14 protein-coding genes are annotated in these 15,869 nt (G+C 70.1%); 11 read left to right on the forward strand and 3 right to left on the reverse strand.

Features of this window, described 5'->3' with window-relative positions:
- Positions 1-40 precede the first annotated feature (40 nt).
- Genes DSD19_RS17275 through DSD19_RS17285 form a run of 3 tightly spaced genes read left to right on the forward strand, consistent with a single transcriptional unit; the run spans position 41 to position 1,534 of the window.
- Positions 41-625, forward strand: a complete 585-nt coding sequence (locus DSD19_RS17275; RefSeq protein WP_113670500.1) for an RNA polymerase sigma factor — start codon at positions 41-43, stop codon at positions 623-625.
- Positions 618-1,001 (forward strand): dihydroorotate dehydrogenase, encoded by a 384-nt coding sequence (locus tag DSD19_RS17280; RefSeq protein ID WP_133260460.1) that lies wholly within the window; start codon positions 618-620, stop codon positions 999-1,001. Before DSD19_RS17275 ends, DSD19_RS17280 begins: the two co-directional genes overlap by 8 nt.
- A 2-nt stretch (positions 1,002-1,003) precedes the next feature.
- Positions 1,004-1,534: a periplasmic heavy metal sensor gene (locus DSD19_RS17285; RefSeq protein WP_165828167.1), complete on the forward strand. Its 531-nt coding sequence runs from the start codon at positions 1,004-1,006 to the stop codon at positions 1,532-1,534.
- A 117-nt stretch (positions 1,535-1,651) separates the two neighbouring features.
- On the opposite strand, the gene DSD19_RS17290 is transcribed toward DSD19_RS17285, so the two are convergent.
- Positions 1,652-3,055 (reverse strand): diguanylate cyclase, encoded by a 1,404-nt coding sequence (locus DSD19_RS17290; protein ID WP_113670502.1) that lies wholly within the window; start codon positions 3,053-3,055, stop codon positions 1,652-1,654.
- A 124-nt stretch (positions 3,056-3,179) separates the two neighbouring features.
- Here DSD19_RS17290 and DSD19_RS17295 point away from each other — a divergent pair, with 124 nt between their 5' ends.
- The 5 genes from DSD19_RS17295 to DSD19_RS17315 all read left to right on the forward strand — a co-directional run bounded on the left by DSD19_RS17295 (position 3,180) and on the right by DSD19_RS17315 (position 7,843).
- Positions 3,180-3,455, forward strand: coding sequence for a DUF3572 domain-containing protein (locus tag DSD19_RS17295; RefSeq protein WP_075785525.1), 276 nt, complete (start codon positions 3,180-3,182; stop codon positions 3,453-3,455).
- A gap of 91 nt (positions 3,456-3,546) precedes the next feature.
- On the forward strand, positions 3,547-4,257 hold the full coding sequence (locus tag DSD19_RS17300; protein WP_075785526.1) for an HAD family hydrolase: 711 nt from the start codon (positions 3,547-3,549) through the stop codon (positions 4,255-4,257).
- 95 nt (positions 4,258-4,352) lie between these two features.
- Complete coding sequence (locus DSD19_RS17305; RefSeq protein WP_113670503.1) at positions 4,353-6,122, forward strand: DUF4153 domain-containing protein; 1,770 nt, start codon at positions 4,353-4,355, stop codon at positions 6,120-6,122.
- A 99-nt stretch (positions 6,123-6,221) separates the two neighbouring features.
- On the forward strand, positions 6,222-6,809 hold the full coding sequence (locus DSD19_RS17310) for a heme NO-binding domain-containing protein (protein ID WP_075785528.1): 588 nt from the start codon (positions 6,222-6,224) through the stop codon (positions 6,807-6,809).
- Positions 6,806-7,843 (forward strand): GGDEF domain-containing protein, encoded by a 1,038-nt coding sequence (locus DSD19_RS17315; protein WP_075785529.1) that lies wholly within the window; start codon positions 6,806-6,808, stop codon positions 7,841-7,843. The genes DSD19_RS17310 and DSD19_RS17315 overlap by 4 nt, the downstream gene beginning before the upstream one ends.
- Before the next feature lie 87 nt (positions 7,844-7,930).
- On the opposite strand, the gene DSD19_RS17320 is transcribed toward DSD19_RS17315, so the two are convergent.
- Both DSD19_RS17320 and DSD19_RS17325 read right to left on the reverse strand, forming a co-directional pair.
- Positions 7,931-11,035 carry an efflux RND transporter permease subunit gene (locus DSD19_RS17320; protein ID WP_113670504.1) on the reverse strand — a complete coding sequence of 1,035 codons (3,105 nt, stop codon included), beginning with the start codon at positions 11,033-11,035 and terminating at the stop codon, positions 7,931-7,933.
- 19 nt (positions 11,036-11,054) lie between these two features.
- A complete protein-coding gene (locus DSD19_RS17325; protein WP_113670505.1) occupies positions 11,055-12,254 on the reverse strand; it encodes an efflux RND transporter periplasmic adaptor subunit in 1,200 nt (399 codons plus the stop codon).
- A 186-nt stretch (positions 12,255-12,440) separates the two neighbouring features.
- Between DSD19_RS17325 and DSD19_RS17330 the strand changes: the two genes are divergently transcribed.
- The 3 genes from DSD19_RS17330 to DSD19_RS17340 all read left to right on the forward strand — a co-directional run bounded on the left by DSD19_RS17330 (position 12,441) and on the right by DSD19_RS17340 (position 15,752).
- Positions 12,441-13,043: a TetR family transcriptional regulator gene (locus tag DSD19_RS17330; protein ID WP_113670506.1), complete on the forward strand. Its 603-nt coding sequence runs from the start codon at positions 12,441-12,443 to the stop codon at positions 13,041-13,043.
- A gap of 94 nt (positions 13,044-13,137) precedes the next feature.
- Positions 13,138-14,622, forward strand: a complete 1,485-nt coding sequence (gene glpK / locus DSD19_RS17335; protein ID WP_075785533.1) for a glycerol kinase GlpK — start codon at positions 13,138-13,140, stop codon at positions 14,620-14,622.
- 2 nt (positions 14,623-14,624) lie between these two features.
- Positions 14,625-15,752 (forward strand): iron-containing alcohol dehydrogenase, encoded by a 1,128-nt coding sequence (locus DSD19_RS17340; RefSeq protein ID WP_113670507.1) that lies wholly within the window; start codon positions 14,625-14,627, stop codon positions 15,750-15,752.
- Positions 15,753-15,869: the final 117 nt, after the last annotated feature.

Raw genomic sequence — 15,869 nt, forward strand, 5'->3', positions numbered from 1 at the left:
GCTTGCCGCGCGCCGTGCCACGGAGTAGGCCAGAGGCAGGATGCAGATGCCCTTCGATGCCGCAGATCAGGACACGGACGAGGCGTTGCTTCTGGCCTACGGCCGGGGCGATGCGCGGGCCGCGCGTGTGCTGACGCTGCGATTGGCGCCCTGGGTTTTGGCCTATGCGCGCAGGCTTCTGCGCGACGCGGCCGAGGCCGAGGACGTGGCGCAGGAGGCGATGCTGCGGCTCTGGCGGATCGCGCCCGACTGGCGGACGGGCGAAGCCAAGGTGACGACCTGGCTCTATCGCGTCGTCACCAACCTGTGCACCGACCGGCTGCGGCGGCGGCGGGGGGCGGCGCTCGACGAGGTGCCGGAACCGGCCGATGACAGCCCGGGGGCCGAGACCCGGCTGCAGCAGGCTGCGCGGGTGGCGGCGCTGGACGCGGCGCTGGCCAGGCTGCCGGACCGTCAGCGGCAGGCGGTGATCCTGAGGCATATCGAGGGGCTTTCCAATCCCGAGATCGCCGCCATTCTCGAGATCGGCACCGAGGCGGTCGAAAGCCTGACCGCGCGGGGCAAGCGGGCGCTGGCCCAGGCTCTGGCCGGGCGGCGCGAGGAATTGGGGTTCGACGATGACTGACCCGAGGATGAACGACCATGAGATCGAGGCGCTGTTCGCGGCCGCCCGCGCCGAGCGGGCCGAGCCCTCGGCGGCGCTGATGGCGCGGATCATGGACGACGCGATGATCGCGGCGGCGGAGGCTGCCGCGCCGCGTCCGGTCGCGGCACGTCCGGTCGCGGCGCAGACGGGACGGCGCGGGCTGGTGGCGGTTCTGGTCGCCGCGATCGGCGGCTGGCCGGCGCTGGCCGGGGTCGCGACCGCCGGGGTTTTCGGGCTCTGGATCGGCTATGCCGGGCCGGGCGATGTCGGCACGCTGACCGCCACGATCCTGGGTTCGGCCTATGGGCCGAACGACCTGGTCCCAAGTCTCGACACCTATCTGACGGAGGGATGAGCATGTCCGATCCTGCCGCATCCGCAGCGCCGCGGCGCCGAAGCTGGCTGCGCCCGGCGCTGGGCCTGAGCCTCGCGCTGAACGTGCTGCTTCTGGGGCTGATCTGCGGCGCCGTGCTCGGTCACCGGCCGGGCGGCGGTCCCGACGATGCCGGGGCGATGATGGCGCTTGGTCCCTACGGGCGGGCGTTGGACGAGGCCGACCGCGCGGCGATCCGCGAGGCGCTGCGCACCGAGGCGCCGCGCTTCCGGCAGGAACGGCGCGAGGTCCGCCAAAGCTTTCGCGATCTGCTGGCGGCGCTGCGGGCCGAGCCGTTCGATGCGGCGCAGGTGTCGAGCCTGCTCGACCGGCAGGAGCGGCGGGTGCAGTCCCATGTCGATCTGGTGCGGCAATTGATGCTCGACCGCGTCTCAACGATGAGCCAGGCCGAGCGCGCGGCCTTCGCCGACCGGCTGGAGGCGGTGCTGCGGCGCGGTCCCCCGCGCCATGACCACAGGGACAGAGACCGGGGCGGTCCGCCCTCCGATCCCTGAGACGTCGGCGTTTCGGAGCCTTCCGGTCGTGAGCCGGGTCGCGCGGAGCCAACACGGGACCCCGGGCTCGGCCTCGGCCCGGCGCGCCTTTCGGCATGCATCCCCGCGCGCGCGGCCTCAGGCGGCGCTTCGCGACATCTCGACCGTGTTGCGCCCGGCGGCCTTGGCGCCGTAAAGCGCCCGGTCGGCCTGATCCATCAGCCCGCGCACCTGCGCCTCGATATCGGGCGCGCCGGACATCAGGCTGCGGCCATCGCCCAGCGCGACGCCCACGCTGATCGTCACCCGGATCTCGCCCGCCCCGCCCGGCAGCGCCACGGGACGGCATTCGATCGCCTGACGCAGCCGCTCGGCGGCGGTGCAGGCGCGGTCGGCGTCGGTCTCGGGCAGGGCCACCAGAAATTCCTCGCCGCCGATCCGGGCCACCAGATCGACCGCGCGCAGGTTCTCTTTCAGCCGCCGCGCCACCTCGACCAGCACCGCGTCGCCCGAGCCGTGGCCGTAGCGGTCGTTGACCAGCTTGAAGCGGTCGATGTCGAGGATCATCAGCGCAAAGCTGCGCCCGGTCTCGGCCGCGCGTTCGGCGATCCGCGCCAGATGGGGCAGCGCGTAGCGGCGGTTGAAAAGCCCGGTCAGCGGGTCGGTCACGGCCAGCCGGAGGCCATCTTCCAGCGTCGCCCTCAGCCGGTCCGACTGGGTCTTGCGGCGGATCTGCATCTTGATCCGAAGCGCCAGTTCCTGCGCGTCCATCGGGTCGGCGATCAGGTCGTTGGCCCCAAGATCGAGCGCCATCGCCGCAGTCTCGCGCGCCGATTCCGGCACCACGATCAGGATTGCGGCATCGCGCGACACGGGATGGGCGCGCAATTCGCTGACCAGCCGCAGCCCGGCGCCCTCGGGCGACAGATCGGCATCGACGACATAGACATCGGGTTTGGGCGCCCCGGGCAGCGGGTTCAGCGCCTCGGCCCGGCTGAGCACCGTCAGGCTGTCCGAGATCTGCGGCACCAGCGCCGCGCGCCAGGCCCGCGCCCGGCGCGGGTCGCTGGCGATCAGCGCCACCAGCCCGGGCGGGATAAAGCCGGGGGCTGCCTCGCCGAAGCCCAGAACCTGTTCGGTTCCGTTCCGGAGTGCCAGTTCCTCGGCGGTTTCCCGCGCCCGGAGCAGGCTGCGCACCCGCGCCAGCAGGATCATTTCGTCCAGCGGTTTCGACAGGAACTCGTCGGCCCCGGCCTCCAGCGCGCGCATCTTGGTTTCGGGTGCCCGGCCCGCGGTCACCACGATCAGCGGGATCGAGGCGGTCTCGCGGCCGGATTTCAGCATCCGGCAAAGGTCGGTTCCGTCGATGTCGGGCAGCCCCATGTCCAGCAGGATCAGGTCCGGCCGTTCGGCGCGCGCCACCTCAAGGGCCGTCCGGCCGTCGCTGGCCTGGAGGACCTGGTAATGGGCGTTGCGAAGCCGGACCTTCATCACGATCCGGTTTGTCGCTACGTCATCCACGATCAGTATTCGGCGGGACATTGGCTCTCCACAGCAAAGGCTCTCCGCGGGACTGGCGTTTGGGAACCATTTACTCTGTTTTCGGGGTTCATCTTTGAGACGTATTCGTTAACAAACCCTTTAACCTTCTGCAGAGTGTGATCCCATGCAAGTTTTTGCCGAGACTGTGGCCCTTGAGGCGCTGGCCTGGCTGGTCGGCGACGACGATCTGTTGCCGGTTTTCCTTGGGGCAACCGGAGCGAGCGCTGAAGATCTGCGCAGCCGGGCGTCGGAAACCGACTTTCTGGCGTCGGTTCTGGACTTTATCTTGCTGGACGATGCCTGGGTCCTGCGATTCTGTCAGGCCGCGGGCCTGCCGGGCGAGGCGGTGCTGAAGGCGCGTGCCGGGCTCCCGGGCGGTGCCGATCCGCACTGGACCTGACGGCAGGGTTTTTTCATTGCTTTTGCGTCCGGAAATGCTTGCGGCCGGGCTTTTGGACCCGCAGAACGGGCCGGGGCAGACAGGAACCGGCATGGGCAAGATTTCGGCAGTCCTTTTCGACAAGGACGGGACGCTTTTCGATTTCCAGCGCAGCTGGGCGGGCTGGGCTCTGGATCTTCTGACCGAGCTTTCGGGCGGCAATCCGGCGCGCCGCGCGGCGCTGGCCGGTGCGCTGGGCTTCGATCTTTGCGCGGCGCGGTTCCGACCTGAAAGCCCGGTGGTCGCGGGCACGGCCGACGATGTGGTGCGGTTGATGCGGCCCTATCTGCCGGGCTGGACCGATGCGGCGCTGGGCGCCTATCTGACCGAGGCCTCGGCCCAGGCGCCGATGGTGCCGGCGGTCGATCTGGGGCCGCTGCTGTCGGGACTGGCGGCGCGCGGCCTGGCGCTTGGGGTCGCGACCAACGATGCCGAGGCCCCGGCGCTGGCCCAGCTCGAGGCGGCGGGCGTGCGCCGGGCCTTCGATTTCGTCGCGGGATTCGACAGCGGGCACGGGGCCAAGCCCGGGCCGGGGCAGGTGCTGGCCTTTGCCGAGGCGACGGGCCGCCGCCCGGCCGAGGTGCTCATGGTGGGCGACAGCCGCTTCGATCTGGCCGCCGGGCGCGCCGCGGGCGCCGCGACCGCCGCGGTGCTGACCGGCACCGCCTGCGCCGAGGATCTCAGCGATCTTGCGGGCGTCGTGCTGCCCGATATCGGCGCCTTGCCCGCCTATCTGGACCGGCTGGGCGCCGGGTCCGCCTGAGCGGCGGGGCTGCGTCCGGCGGGGCTGCATCCGGCGGTCTGGCCGGGGGCAGGGGGCGGCGCTATGCTCGCCCGACAGTCTGAACGGAGGCAGCGATGGCAGAAGCGGCAGAGGCCAGTCCGGGGCGGTGGATGCTGGGCGGTCTGGGCGCCTTGGCCGGGCTTGCGGCCTGGGTCCTCTTCGGCGTCCTGCCTCAGCCCATGGCGGCGATGGGGCTCGCCCGGCTGCATCTGTTTCTGGCGGCCTTCGGGACGGTCTTCTTCGGGGCGGGGCTGGCGATGGTCGGGGCGCTGCGGCCGGGGCGGGCGCTGGGCGCAGCCGCCGGTCTGGGGCTGCCGCTGGCGGGGCTGCTGACCTGGGCGAGCCTCCGCTTCGATACGGTCGCGGCCTTTCTGGGAGACGCTGTGGCGGTGCCCGCTTTCGCGGCGCTGCTGGTGCTGGCGACGCCCTTCGCGATCGCGGGGCTGTCGCCCGGGGGGCGCTGGTTCGACTATGCGGCGCTGTTCACCCGGGCCTGGCAGATCGTGGTGCGGATGGCCGCGGCCTGGCTTTTCGTCGGCCTGGTCTGGGGCATCCTTTTTCTGTCGAATGCGTTGTTCGGGCTGGTCGGCATCGGGGTCATCGAGTGGCTGCTCGATGTCGAGGCGGTGCCTTATCTGGTAACCGGGCTGACGCTGGGGGTTGCGCTGGCGGTGGTGGGCGAGCGGTCCGATTACGTCTCGCCCGATCTGGTGCTGGGCCTCTTCCGGCTGCTGCTGCCGGTGGTTCTGGCGGTGGTCGCGGTGTTTCTGGCAGCGCTTCCGGCGCGGGGGATCGGGCAGCTGTTCGGAGGGCTTTCGGCGGCCTCGATCCTGATGGCGATGGTCTTCGGATCGGTCACGCTGATCTCGTCGGCCGCCGATGCCGCCGACGACCGGCTGCGCCTTGGCGCCGTGACCGGCTGGAGCGCGCGGCTTCTGGCGCTGCTGCTGCCGTTTCTTGCCGGGCTTGCGGGCATCGCCATCGCGATGCGGCTGCGCCAGTACGGCGCGACGCCGGACCGGCTGCTGGCGGCCGCGCTGGCGGTGCTGGCGATGGGCTACGGGCTGGGCCATGCGGGGGCCGTGCTCAGGGCGCCGGGCTGGGCGGCCCGGGTGCGGCGGGTCAATGTAGGCATGGCGCTGGCGGCGGCGGCACTGGCGGCGGCGCTTCTGACGCCCGTGTTCGACCCGCAGCGGATCTCGGCCGCGAACCAGCTGGCGCGGTATGACAGCGGCCGGGTCGCGGCCGACGGGCTCGATCTCTGGACTCTGGGCCATGACTGGGGCCGGGCCGGGCGTGCGGCGCTCGACCGGCTGGCAGAGCGGGCCGGGGGGGACCCGAAGCTGGCCGAACAGCTTGCGGCGCTGGAAGCCGCCGAGACCCGCGCCGATTTCGAACTGGCGCGGCGCGGCGCGGATAGCGCGGCCGACCGGGCCGCTCTGGCCCGGACGCTGCCGGTGCGCCCGGCCGGGGCGGCCTTGCCCGAGGGGTTCCTGTCGAGCCTGCGGCCCTGGGAGCTGCAGCAGATCGGCAAGGCCTGCAAGGCGCGCACGCCCCAGGGCAACCCGGCCTGCGTCGCGCTGCTGGCCGATCTTTCCCAGGACCGGCCCGGCGACGAGATCGTCATTCTGGCGCAAGGCCCGGGCGAGGGCCCCTTGCTGCGCGCCTATTTCGCCGATGGCGACAGTTTTTCGATGCGCAGTCCCGATTATGTCGGCGGCGACGATCTTTACCGCGACGCGGCGGCGGCCATCGACGCCCTGCTGGCGGGGCGCTACGACCTGCGGCCGATGCGCCTGAACGCGGTCGAGGTCGAGGGCCGGACCCTGTTTTTCGGTCGTTAAGTCCAGGTGCCGCAGCGGCAGTTCGGTTTCATTTGCCATTTCTTAAGGCGGCGCGCTGAGGATCGCCCAGGCCAATCATCCAGGAGTGGGCCAGTTCGTATGCACGGGCTGATCAATCGCGCTATTCATTTCTTTCTTGCCGACACCTACGGCCGTCAGGTGTGGGGCGAGATTGTGCGCGATGCCGGGCTGGAACGCCATGCCTTCGAGTCGATGCTGAGCTATGACGACAAGACCACCGATGCGCTTCTGATCGCGGCCAGCGCCCGGCTTTGCCTGCCGCGCGCCATGCTGCTGGAAGACCTGGGCACCTATCTCGTGTCGCATCGCGCGCTGGAACCGGTCCGCCGTCTGCTGCGCTTCGGCGGCGAGACTTTTCTCGAGTTCCTGTTCTCGCTCGAGGATCTTCCCGACCGCGCCCGGCTGGCGGTGCCCGATCTCGACCTGCCCGAGCTGCGCCTGGCCGAAGACGTCTCGGACGGGTTCAAGCTCGACTGTCGCGGCGGCTGGCCCGAGGCCTTCTATATCCTGCAGGGCCTGTTGCGGGCGATGGCGGACGATTACGGCGCGCTGGTCCTGCTCGACCCGCTGGAAGAGCGGCCCGATGGCGGGCTTCTCGGGGTGCGCCTGCTCGACACGTCCTTCTCGGCCGGGCGCAGTTTCTCGCTGAAAGGGCCGATGGCATGAACCTGCCGCTCGATTCCCGGCCGCGCGACCGCGTGCTGGGCTTGCCCGGGGCCTCGCTCGACCGGCTGATGCCGATGCATGTCTGGATCAGCGCCACCGGCGATGTGGTCCGCACCGGGCCGACCCTGCCGCGGCTGGCCGGAGGGCCGGTGACCCTGCGGCCCTGGACCGAGGTCGTGACCCTGCGCCGGCCGCGCCCGACGATGCGGCTGGAAGAGCTGTTGCGGATGCAGGGGGTGGCGCTGAAATTCACCCTGAACGCGGTGCCCGAGATCGCCCTGAAGGGGCTGGTGGTGCCCTTGCCCGGCGGGGCGGCGCTGTTGAACCTGTCGCTCGGGATCTCGCTGATCGAGGCGGTCGGGCGGTTCGACCTGACCCTGTCCGATTTCGCACCGACCGACCTGGCGGTCGAGCTCTTGTATCTGAACGAAGCCAAGACCGCCGTCGCGGGCGAATTGCGGCGGCTGGCGCTACGGCTGAACGGGGCCCGCGTCACCGCCGAGGTGGAGGCCGCGACCGACACGCTGACCGGGCTGGCCAACCGGCGCGCCTTCGACGAGGCGCTGATGCGGCTTTCGGCCAGCGGGCTGCCCTTTGCGCTTTTGCAACTGGACCTCGATCTGTTCAAGGCGGTCAATGACAGCCATGGCCATGCCGCGGGCGATGCCGTGCTGCGGGCGGTGGCCGCGGTGCTGCGCGGCCATTGCCGCGGCCGCGATGTGGTGGCGCGGGTCGGCGGCGACGAATTCGTGATCCTGATGGTCGATTTCACCGACAGGGCGAAGCTGTCGGACAATGCCGCGCGGCTGATCGCGCGGCTCGAACAGCCGATGCAGGTGCAGGAGACCGAATGCCGGATCTCGGCCAGCATCGGAATCGCGCTGGCGACCCGGCAACGCCATCCCTCGCCCGAGGTGCTGCTGCAGGAAGCCGATATCGCGCTTTACGAATCCAAGCGCCGGGGCCGGGGCCGGGTGACCTTCTACGACGATTGGCTGGAACGGCGCCGGTCGGCCAACGGCGACACCGGCTGACCGGACGGGTCGGACCGGTTCCCGGCCCATGAAAAAACGCCCGGTCCTGCGGCCGGGCGTTTCGTTGTCCTGGGGGCGGGCGCGCCGCTACTTGGCCATCTTGCCCCCGGCGATCTTGCGGATCGCGGTATAGAAGAGCGGCACGAAGAGCACCCCGAGGATGGTCGCGCTGAGCGTCCCGCCCAGAACCCCCGAGCCGATGGCGTTGCGCCCGCCCGAGCCCGCGCCCGAGCTCAGCACCAGCGGCAGGACGCCGAGGCTGAAGGCCATCGAGGTCATGATGATCGGGCGGAACCGCTGTTGCGCGGCCTGAACGATGGCCTCGAACAGGCTGTCGCCCGCCTCCTGCCGGTCGCGCGCGAATTCCACGATCAGGATCGCGTTCTTGCCGGTCAGGCCGATCACCGTCAGCAGCGCCACCTGGAAGAACACCCCGTTCTCGAAATGCCCGAGCCAGGCCCCCAGAAGCGCCCCCAGAACCCCGATCGGCATGGCCAGCATCACCGCGAAGGGGATCGCCCAGCTTTCGTAAAGCGCGGCGAGGCACAAAAACACCGCCGCCAGCGACAGCGTGTAAAGCAAGGGCGCCTGACTGCCGGACTCGCGCTCTTCCAGCGAGAGCCCGGTCCAGGCGATGGCAAAGCCCGGCGGCAGCTGGCTGGCCAGCCGCTCCATCTCGGCCATGGCCTCGCCGGTGGTCACGCCCTCGGCGGGCGAGCCCTGCAGCTGCATCGAGGGCATGCCGTTATAGCGGTTCAGGCCCTGGGGGCCGAAATCCCAGCTGGCAGTCGAGATGTTCGAGAAGGGCACCAGCCCGCCCGAGTCGTTGCGCACCCGCCACAGCTCGATGTCCTCGGGCGTCGCCCGGGCATCGGGCTCGCCCTGGACATAGACCCGCTTGATCCGTCCGCGGTCGACGAAATCGTTGACGTATTGCCCCGCCCAGGCGACCGAGAGCAGATTGCCCACATCGGTCGCCGACAGCCCCATCGCACCGGCTGCGCGCCAATCTATATCCAGATTGAACTGGGCCGCATCCTCCAGCCCGTTGGGCCGGATCGATCCGATCAGCGGGCTTTGCGCGGCCATGCCCAGCAGCTGGTTGCGCGCGGCCAGCAATTCCTCGTGGCTCTGGCCGCTGCGGGCCTGCAGGTAGAAGTCGAAGCCCGAGACGTTGCCAAGCTCGATCACCGAGGGCGGCACGATCGGGAACACCATCGCGTCCTGGATCTGGCTGAAGGCGCCGAAGGCACGCCCGGCGATGGCCTGCACGCTTTGCGACGGGTCCTGCCGGTCGCCCCAGTCCTTGAGCTGGACGAAGCCGATCCCCATGTTCTGCCCCTGGCCTGCGAAGGAGAAGCCGACGACCGTGAAGACCGAGTCGACGTTGTCGGCCTCGGCGGTCAGGAAGTGGTTCTGGATCTGCCTGGCAACCTCCTCGGTGCGCTGGGCGCTGGCACCGGTCGGTCCCTGGACCAGCGTGAAGAGGATGCCCTGATCCTCGTCGGGCAGAAAGCCGGTCGGCGTCCGGACGAAGAGCAGCGCCATCACCGCGGCCAGCGCGAGATAGACCACCCCCACCCGCAGCGGTCGCCGCACGATCCAGCCCACGGTGGACCCGTAGCCTCCGGCGAGCTTCTCGAAGAAGATGTTGAACCAGCCGAACGGGCCGCGATGAGTGTGGACCGCATCCTTCGAGCGCAGGATCGAGGCGCAAAGCGCGGGCGTCAGGGTCAGCGCGACCAGCACCGACAGACCCATTGCCGAGACGATGGTCACCGAGAACTGCTGGTAGATGACCCCGGTCGAGCCGCCGAAGAAGGCCATCGGAATGAACACCGCCGACAGCACCAGCGCAATGCCGACCAGCGCGCCGGTGATCTGGCCCATCGACTTGCGCGTGGCCTCGCGCGGCGTCAGGCCCTCTTCCTCGATGATCCGTTCCACGTTCTCGACCACGACGATGGCGTCATCGACCAGAAGCCCGATGGCCAGCACCATGGCCAGCATGGTCAGCGTGTTGATCGAATAGCCGAAGATCGACAGGATGCCGAACGTGCCCAGCAGCACCACCGGCACCGCAAGCGTGGGGATCAGCGTGGCCCGGATGTTCTGCAGGAACAGCAGCATCACCAGGAACACGAGGATGATCGCCTCGAACAGCGTCTTGACCACCTCTTCGATCGAGATCTTCACGAAGGGGGTGGTGTCGAAGGGGATCACATATTCGACGTTTTCGGGAAAGAACTCGGAGAATTCCTCGATCTTCGCCTTGACCCGTTCGGCGGTGTCGAGCGCGTTGGCGCCCGAGGCAAGCCGGATCGCCATGCCCGCCGCGGGCTGGCCGTTGCGGTTGGCGATGGTCGAGTAGTCCTCGGCACCGATTTCGACCCGGGCGACATCCTTCAGTAAAACAAGTCCCCCGTCGGTTTCGGCGCGCAGCACGATCTGTTCGAAATCCTCGGGCGTCGACAGAAGCGACTGCGCGGTGATCGTGGCGTTCAGCTGCTGGCCTTCGGGCGCGGGCAGTTCGCCGAAGGCGCCGGCCGAGATCTGCGCGTTTTCCGCCGAGACTGCCGAGACCACGTCCCCGGGCGTCATGTCATAGGCGGCCAGCTTGGACGGGTCGAGCCAGATCCGCATCGCGTATTGCGCGCCGAAGACCTGGACCTCGCCCACGCCCTGGATCCGGGCGAATTCGTCGACGAGGTTCGATTCCATGTAGTCCGACAGGTCGACCTGTTCGAGCGACCCGTCCTTGGAAATCAGCGCGACCACCATCAGGAAGCTGGCCGAGGACTTGCGCACCGTCACGCCCTGGCGCTGCACCGTGTCGGGCAGCAGCGCGGTGGCCTGCGACAGCTTGTTCTGGACCTGCACCTGGGCGATGTCGGGGTCGGTGCCGGTCTCGAAGGTCAGATCGATCGAGGAGGTTCCGGCCGAGGTCGAGGAGGACGAGATGTAGCGCAGCCCGTCGAGGCCGGTCATCTGCTGTTCGATCACCTGGGTCACGGTGTTGGCGACGGTCTCGGCCGAGGCGCCGGGATAGGTGGCCGACACCGTCACGTTCGGCGGCGCGATCTGCGGATACTGCGCGATCGGCAGCGACGAGATCGACAGCAGGCCGATCCCCATGATCAGGATCGCGATGACCCAGGCGAAGACCGGGCGGTCGATGAAGAAACGGGCCATGACTTGGGTTCCCTGCCGATCAGTTGCCTTGGGCCGGCTGGCCCTGGTCGTTCTGGCCGTCGCCGCCCTCGGGCGCGGCGCCGCGTTCCTGCGGGGTCACCGGCACACCGGGCTGGACCTTCTGCAGCCCCGCGACGATCACCCGGTCGCCATCGGCCACGCCGTCGGTCACGATCCAGTCCGTGCCGCTGTCGCGCAGCACGGTCAGGACGCGGGATTCGACCACGTTGTCGGGGGTGACGACCAGCGCGGTCGGGCGGCCGCGCGTGTCGCGGCCGACGGCTTCCTGCGGCACCAGGATCGCGTTCGGCACGACGCCCTGGGGCATTTCGGCCTGCACATACATGCCGGGCAGCAGCAGCCCCTCGGGGTTCGAGAAGTTCATCCTGAGCAGGATCACGCCGGTCTGTTCGTCGACATGGGGCTCGGCCGCGGTCAGCATGCCCTCATATTCATAAGCGCTGCCATCGGGCAGGCTGAGCTGAACCGATACATCGGCATCGGCCAGCGCGGTCTCGGTATGTCCGCGGCGCCAGCGCACCAGTTCGGCCGCGGACATCGTCACGTCGACATAAACGGGGTCGAGCGTGCGGATCACCGCCAGCGGGGTGGACTGACCGGCGGTCACAAGCGAGCCCCGGGTGGTCAGCGACCGGCCGACCGTGCCCGACAGCGGCGCCTTGATCGTCGTCCGTTCCAGATCGATCTGCGCGGTCAGAAGCTGGGCCTCGGCCACCTGCAGCGCGGCCGCCGCCGAGTCGCGCTGGGCGACCGCGTCGTCCACCGTCTGTTCGCTGGCGACATTGCGATTGAGCAGCGCCTCTACCCGGCTCGCGTCCTTCTCGGCCGCCTTCAGATTGGCCTGGGCCTGGGCTACCGAGGCCTTGGCCGCGGCGACCTGCGCCTCGTAGGAGGCCGGGTCGATGGTATAAAGCGCGTCGCCCAGTTTGACCTCGGCGCCTTCCTCGAAGAGCCGGTCGATGATGATGCCGGCCACCTGCGGGCGCACCTCGGCCACGCCTGAGGCCACCACGCGTCCGGGCAGCCGGGTTCTGAGCGTGACGTCGCTGGCATGCAGCGTCACCACGGTCACCGCCGGCGGCGGGCGGTCGCCGCCGCCTCCGGGGGCCTGCGCCTGTGCCGCGGCCGCGCCGAGCGCCAGCACCACGGCAAGAAGGGGAAAGACGGACCGGACGGGTCGCGGACAGGATCGCGGCATGGCGGAGCTCCTCTCGGGGCTGTGGAATTCTGTCGGACGGATTTACAAAACCTGCGAGTTTCGGTATTTGCTTCCGCGCGTTTCTGCAACATCAAACTGCAATGCCGATATGACAGGAACCTTAATCCAGGGACAGTGGCCTTGAACCGATGCGAAGATGCACCAAAGCGGGGCCGCCCGCTGCAGATGACCGCTCTCGAACGCGAGACGGTGATTCTGGATGCGGCCGAACGGGTGCTGCTGGAGCAGGGGCTGACCGGCACGACGATGGCCGCGGTGGCGGGCGCCGCCGGCATGTCGAAGCGGACGCTTTATGCGGTCTTCGACGGGCGGACCGCGCTGTTCGCGGGGGTGCTGCGGCGGCTCCGGGTCCGGGTGGTCCGGCCGCTCGATCCGCCGGATCTGGGGCTGCCGCTGCCGGATCGCCTGCGTCGGCTGCTGGGGCCGGATCTGGCGCCGGGCATCTGTGCGGCCCCGCTGGAATTGCTGCGCGCGACCCTTGCCGAGGCGACCAGTGACTCCGATCTGGTCGAATTGCTGCTGGAGGAGGGGCCGCGCACCTTCCGCCGCGAGATCCGCAAGGAACTCGACCGCGCCGTCAAGCGCGGCGAGATCCGGCTGAGCGATACCGGAAAGGCGGCCGAACTGCTGCTGGACATGGCGCTGCCCTGCACGCTGGAAGACCTGCTGTGCAAGGGCTGCGGCGTGGCCGACGAGGTCGGCAGCATCCGCGAGCGGATCGACCTCGCGGTCGATGTCTTCCTCTCGGGCGCGGACGGTCGCGTCTGAGCGCGCGGCGCCGGGTTTCCCCTGTCTCTTCCTGTCCTGCCGGTTTGGCGATAGCACTTGGTTAACGAATGCAGGACGCAAGGAGGCAAACGCGATGAAGCATATCCTGGCCATCGATCAGGGCACGACCTCGAGCCGGGCCATCCTGTTCGGCACGGATCTTTCCGTCACCGCCACCGCTCAGGAGGAATTCGAGCAGCATTACCCGGCCAGCGGCTGGGTCGAGCACGATGCCGACGATCTCTGGACCTCGACCGCGGGGACCAGCCGCGAGGTGATCGAGCGCGCCGGACTGGGGCCGGAGGATATCGCCGCCATCGGCATCACCAACCAGCGCGAGACGACGCTGGTCTGGGACCGCACCACCGGCCGCCCGGTGCATAATGCCATCGTCTGGCAGGACCGCCGCACCGCCGATCTGTGCCGGGACCTGCGCGAGCAGGGCTGCGCGGCGCAGGTGACCGAGATCACCGGGCTGCTGCTCGACCCGTATTTCTCGGCCACCAAGCTCAAATGGATCCTCGACACTGTCGAGGGCGCGCGGGCCCGGGCCGAGGCGGGCGAACTGGCCTTCGGCACCGTCGACAGCTGGCTGGTGTGGCGGCTGACCGGGGGCAGGGTGCATGTGACCGACGCCACCAACGCGGCGCGCACGATGCTGTTCGACATCCGCAAGGGGGTCTGGTCCGAGGACATGTGCCGGATGCTCGACATCCCGATGTCGATGCTGCCCGAGGTGCGCGACTGCGCCAGCGACTTCGGCATGACCCGGCCCGATCTTTTCGGCCGCGAGATCCCGATCCTGGGGATCGCGGGCGACCAGCAGGCGGCGACCATCGGTCAGGCTTGTTTCGCGCCCGGCATGCTGAAATCGACCTATGGCACCGGCTGTTTCGCGCTGCTGAACACGGGCGACGCGCCGGTCGTCTCGAAGAACCGGCTGCTGACCACCATCGCCTATCAGATGGACGGCAAGCGGACCTATGCGCTGGAAGGCTCGATCTTCATCGCGGGCGCGGTGGTGCAATGGCTGCGCGACGGGCTGCAGGTGATCCGCTCGGCGGCCGAGACGCAGGGGCTCGCGGAACGGGCCGATCCCGGTCAGGACCTGGTGCTGGTGCCCGCCTTCACGGGCCTCGGCGCGCCCTACTGGAACGCCGATTGCCGGGGCGGGGTCTTCGGGCTGACCCGCAATTCGGGGCCTGCCGAATTCGCCCGGGCCGCGCTTGAATCGGTCGGCTACCAGACCCGCGACCTGCTGGAGGCGATGCGGGCCGACTGGTCGGCCGAGGGCGATACCGCGCTGCGCGTCGATGGCGGCATGAGCGCGTCGGACTGGGCGATGCAGTTCCTGGCCGACATTCTGGGCGCCCCGGTCGACCGGCCGAAGGTGCTGGAGACGACGGCGATGGGCGCGGCTTGGCTCGCGGGCCAGCGCGCGGGGCTTTACCCGGCGATGGCCGAGTTCGGCGAGACCTGGGCGCTGGACCGGAGCTTCACCCCGGCGATGGAAGCAGACGAGCGCGAGGCGCGCTACGGCCGCTGGAAACGCGCGGTCGCGGCCGTTCAGGCGGTCTGAGCGTGGCGGGTTTCGACTTCGCCGCGCCGGGGCGCATCGTTTTCGGCCGGGGCCGGGCGGCCGAGGCGGTGCCCGCGCTTCTGGGCTGGGGGCGGCGCATCCTTCTGGTGCGCGGCGGGTCGGTGGCCTTTGCCGACCGGCTCGCGGCCGATCTGGCCGGGGCGGGCGCCACGGTCTGCCAGATCCGCGGCCGGGGCGAACCCGATCTGCCGGGGCTTGAGGAGGCGCTGGCCGAGGCGCGGGCCTTCGCGCCCGAGGCGGTGGTGGCCATCGGCGGCGGTGCGGTGATCGATCTGGGCAAGGCGCTGGCGGCGCTGGTGCCCTCGGACCGGCCGGTGCTCGACCATCTCGAGGTGGTGGGCGCGGGCCTGCCGCTGCCGCGCGCGCCCTTGCCCTTGGCGGCCCTGCCCAGCACGGCGGGCACCGGGTCCGAGGCCACGCGCAACGCGGTGATCGGGGTGCCCGGGGCGGGTCGCAAGGTCAGCCTGCGCGACATCCGCATGCTGCCCCGTCTGGCGCTGGTCGATCCGGCCCTGACCGACGGCTGCCCGCGCGCGGTGACGCTGGCCTCGGGGCTCGACGCCATCGTGCAGGTGATCGAGCCCTATCTGTCCTGCCGCGCGACGCCCCTGACCGATGCGCTGTGCGCCGCGGCGATCCCCGAGGGGCTGGCGGCGCTGCCGCGGCTGATGACGGCCGAGGACCCGGCGGCGCGGGACGCGATGGCGCGGGTCAGCCTCACCGGCGGGCTGGCGCTGGCCAATGCCGGGCTTGGGGCGGTGCACGGGCTTGCGGGCGTGATCGGCGGGCGGACCGGGGCGGCCCATGGCGCGATCTGCGGGCGGCTGCTGGTGCCGGTTTTGCGCGCCAACCGCGCGGCGCTGGACGGGGCCGGGGGCGATCCCGCCCGGATCGAGCGGGTCCTGGACTGGATCGGCGCGGCCTTCGGCGGGCCGGGCGCGGAGGCTCTGGACCGGTTTGGGAACTGGATCGCGGCCTCGGGCCTGCCGCCCTTGCCAGAGATGGACCGCGCGGCGGTGGCGGCCGAGGCGCTGGGCTCGTCCTCGATGAAGGGCAATCCGGTGCCACTTTCGGCGGCGACGCTGGCTGCGGTGCTGGCCGAGGCCTGAGCGGGTCCGGGGTGGCCGGGGCAAGCCGGTCTGTTCGGGCCGGTCTGTTCGGTCCGGTCGGGTCTGGCCGATTGGTCCGGGGCGACTGGTGCGGGGCGACTGGTGCGGGGCGGTCGG

This window comes from Rhodovulum sp. BSW8 (assembly GCF_003314725.1).
Taxonomy (GTDB): Bacteria; Pseudomonadota; Alphaproteobacteria; order Rhodobacterales; family Rhodobacteraceae; genus Rhodovulum; species Rhodovulum visakhapatnamense.

Excerpts from the sequence above, each read along its gene's own strand:
- DSD19_RS17300 (WP_075785526.1), top strand. The coding sequence starts at position 3,547 with ATGGGCAAGATTTCGGCAGTCCTTTTCGACAAGGACGGGACGCTTTTC.
- DSD19_RS17310 (WP_075785528.1), top strand. The coding sequence starts at position 6,222 with ATGCACGGGCTGATCAATCGCGCTATTCATTTCTTTCTTGCCGACACC.
- DSD19_RS17315 (WP_075785529.1), top strand. The coding sequence starts at position 6,806 with ATGAACCTGCCGCTCGATTCCCGGCCGCGCGACCGCGTGCTGGGCTTG.
- DSD19_RS17275 (WP_113670500.1), top strand. The coding sequence starts at position 41 with ATGCAGATGCCCTTCGATGCCGCAGATCAGGACACGGACGAGGCGTTG.
- DSD19_RS17330 (WP_113670506.1), top strand. The coding sequence starts at position 12,441 with ATGACCGCTCTCGAACGCGAGACGGTGATTCTGGATGCGGCCGAACGG.
- glpK (WP_075785533.1), top strand. The coding sequence starts at position 13,138 with ATGAAGCATATCCTGGCCATCGATCAGGGCACGACCTCGAGCCGGGCC.
- DSD19_RS17320 (WP_113670504.1), bottom strand. The coding sequence starts at position 11,035 with ATGGCCCGTTTCTTCATCGACCGCCCGGTCTTCGCCTGGGTCATCGCG.
- DSD19_RS17295 (WP_075785525.1), top strand. The coding sequence starts at position 3,180 with ATGCAAGTTTTTGCCGAGACTGTGGCCCTTGAGGCGCTGGCCTGGCTG.
- DSD19_RS17290 (WP_113670502.1), bottom strand. The coding sequence starts at position 3,055 with ATGTCCCGCCGAATACTGATCGTGGATGACGTAGCGACAAACCGGATC.
- DSD19_RS17285 (WP_165828167.1), top strand. The coding sequence starts at position 1,004 with ATGTCCGATCCTGCCGCATCCGCAGCGCCGCGGCGCCGAAGCTGGCTG.
- DSD19_RS17325 (WP_113670505.1), bottom strand. The coding sequence starts at position 12,254 with ATGCCGCGATCCTGTCCGCGACCCGTCCGGTCCGTCTTTCCCCTTCTT.
- DSD19_RS17305 (WP_113670503.1), top strand. The coding sequence starts at position 4,353 with ATGGCAGAAGCGGCAGAGGCCAGTCCGGGGCGGTGGATGCTGGGCGGT.
- DSD19_RS17280 (WP_133260460.1), top strand. The coding sequence starts at position 618 with ATGACTGACCCGAGGATGAACGACCATGAGATCGAGGCGCTGTTCGCG.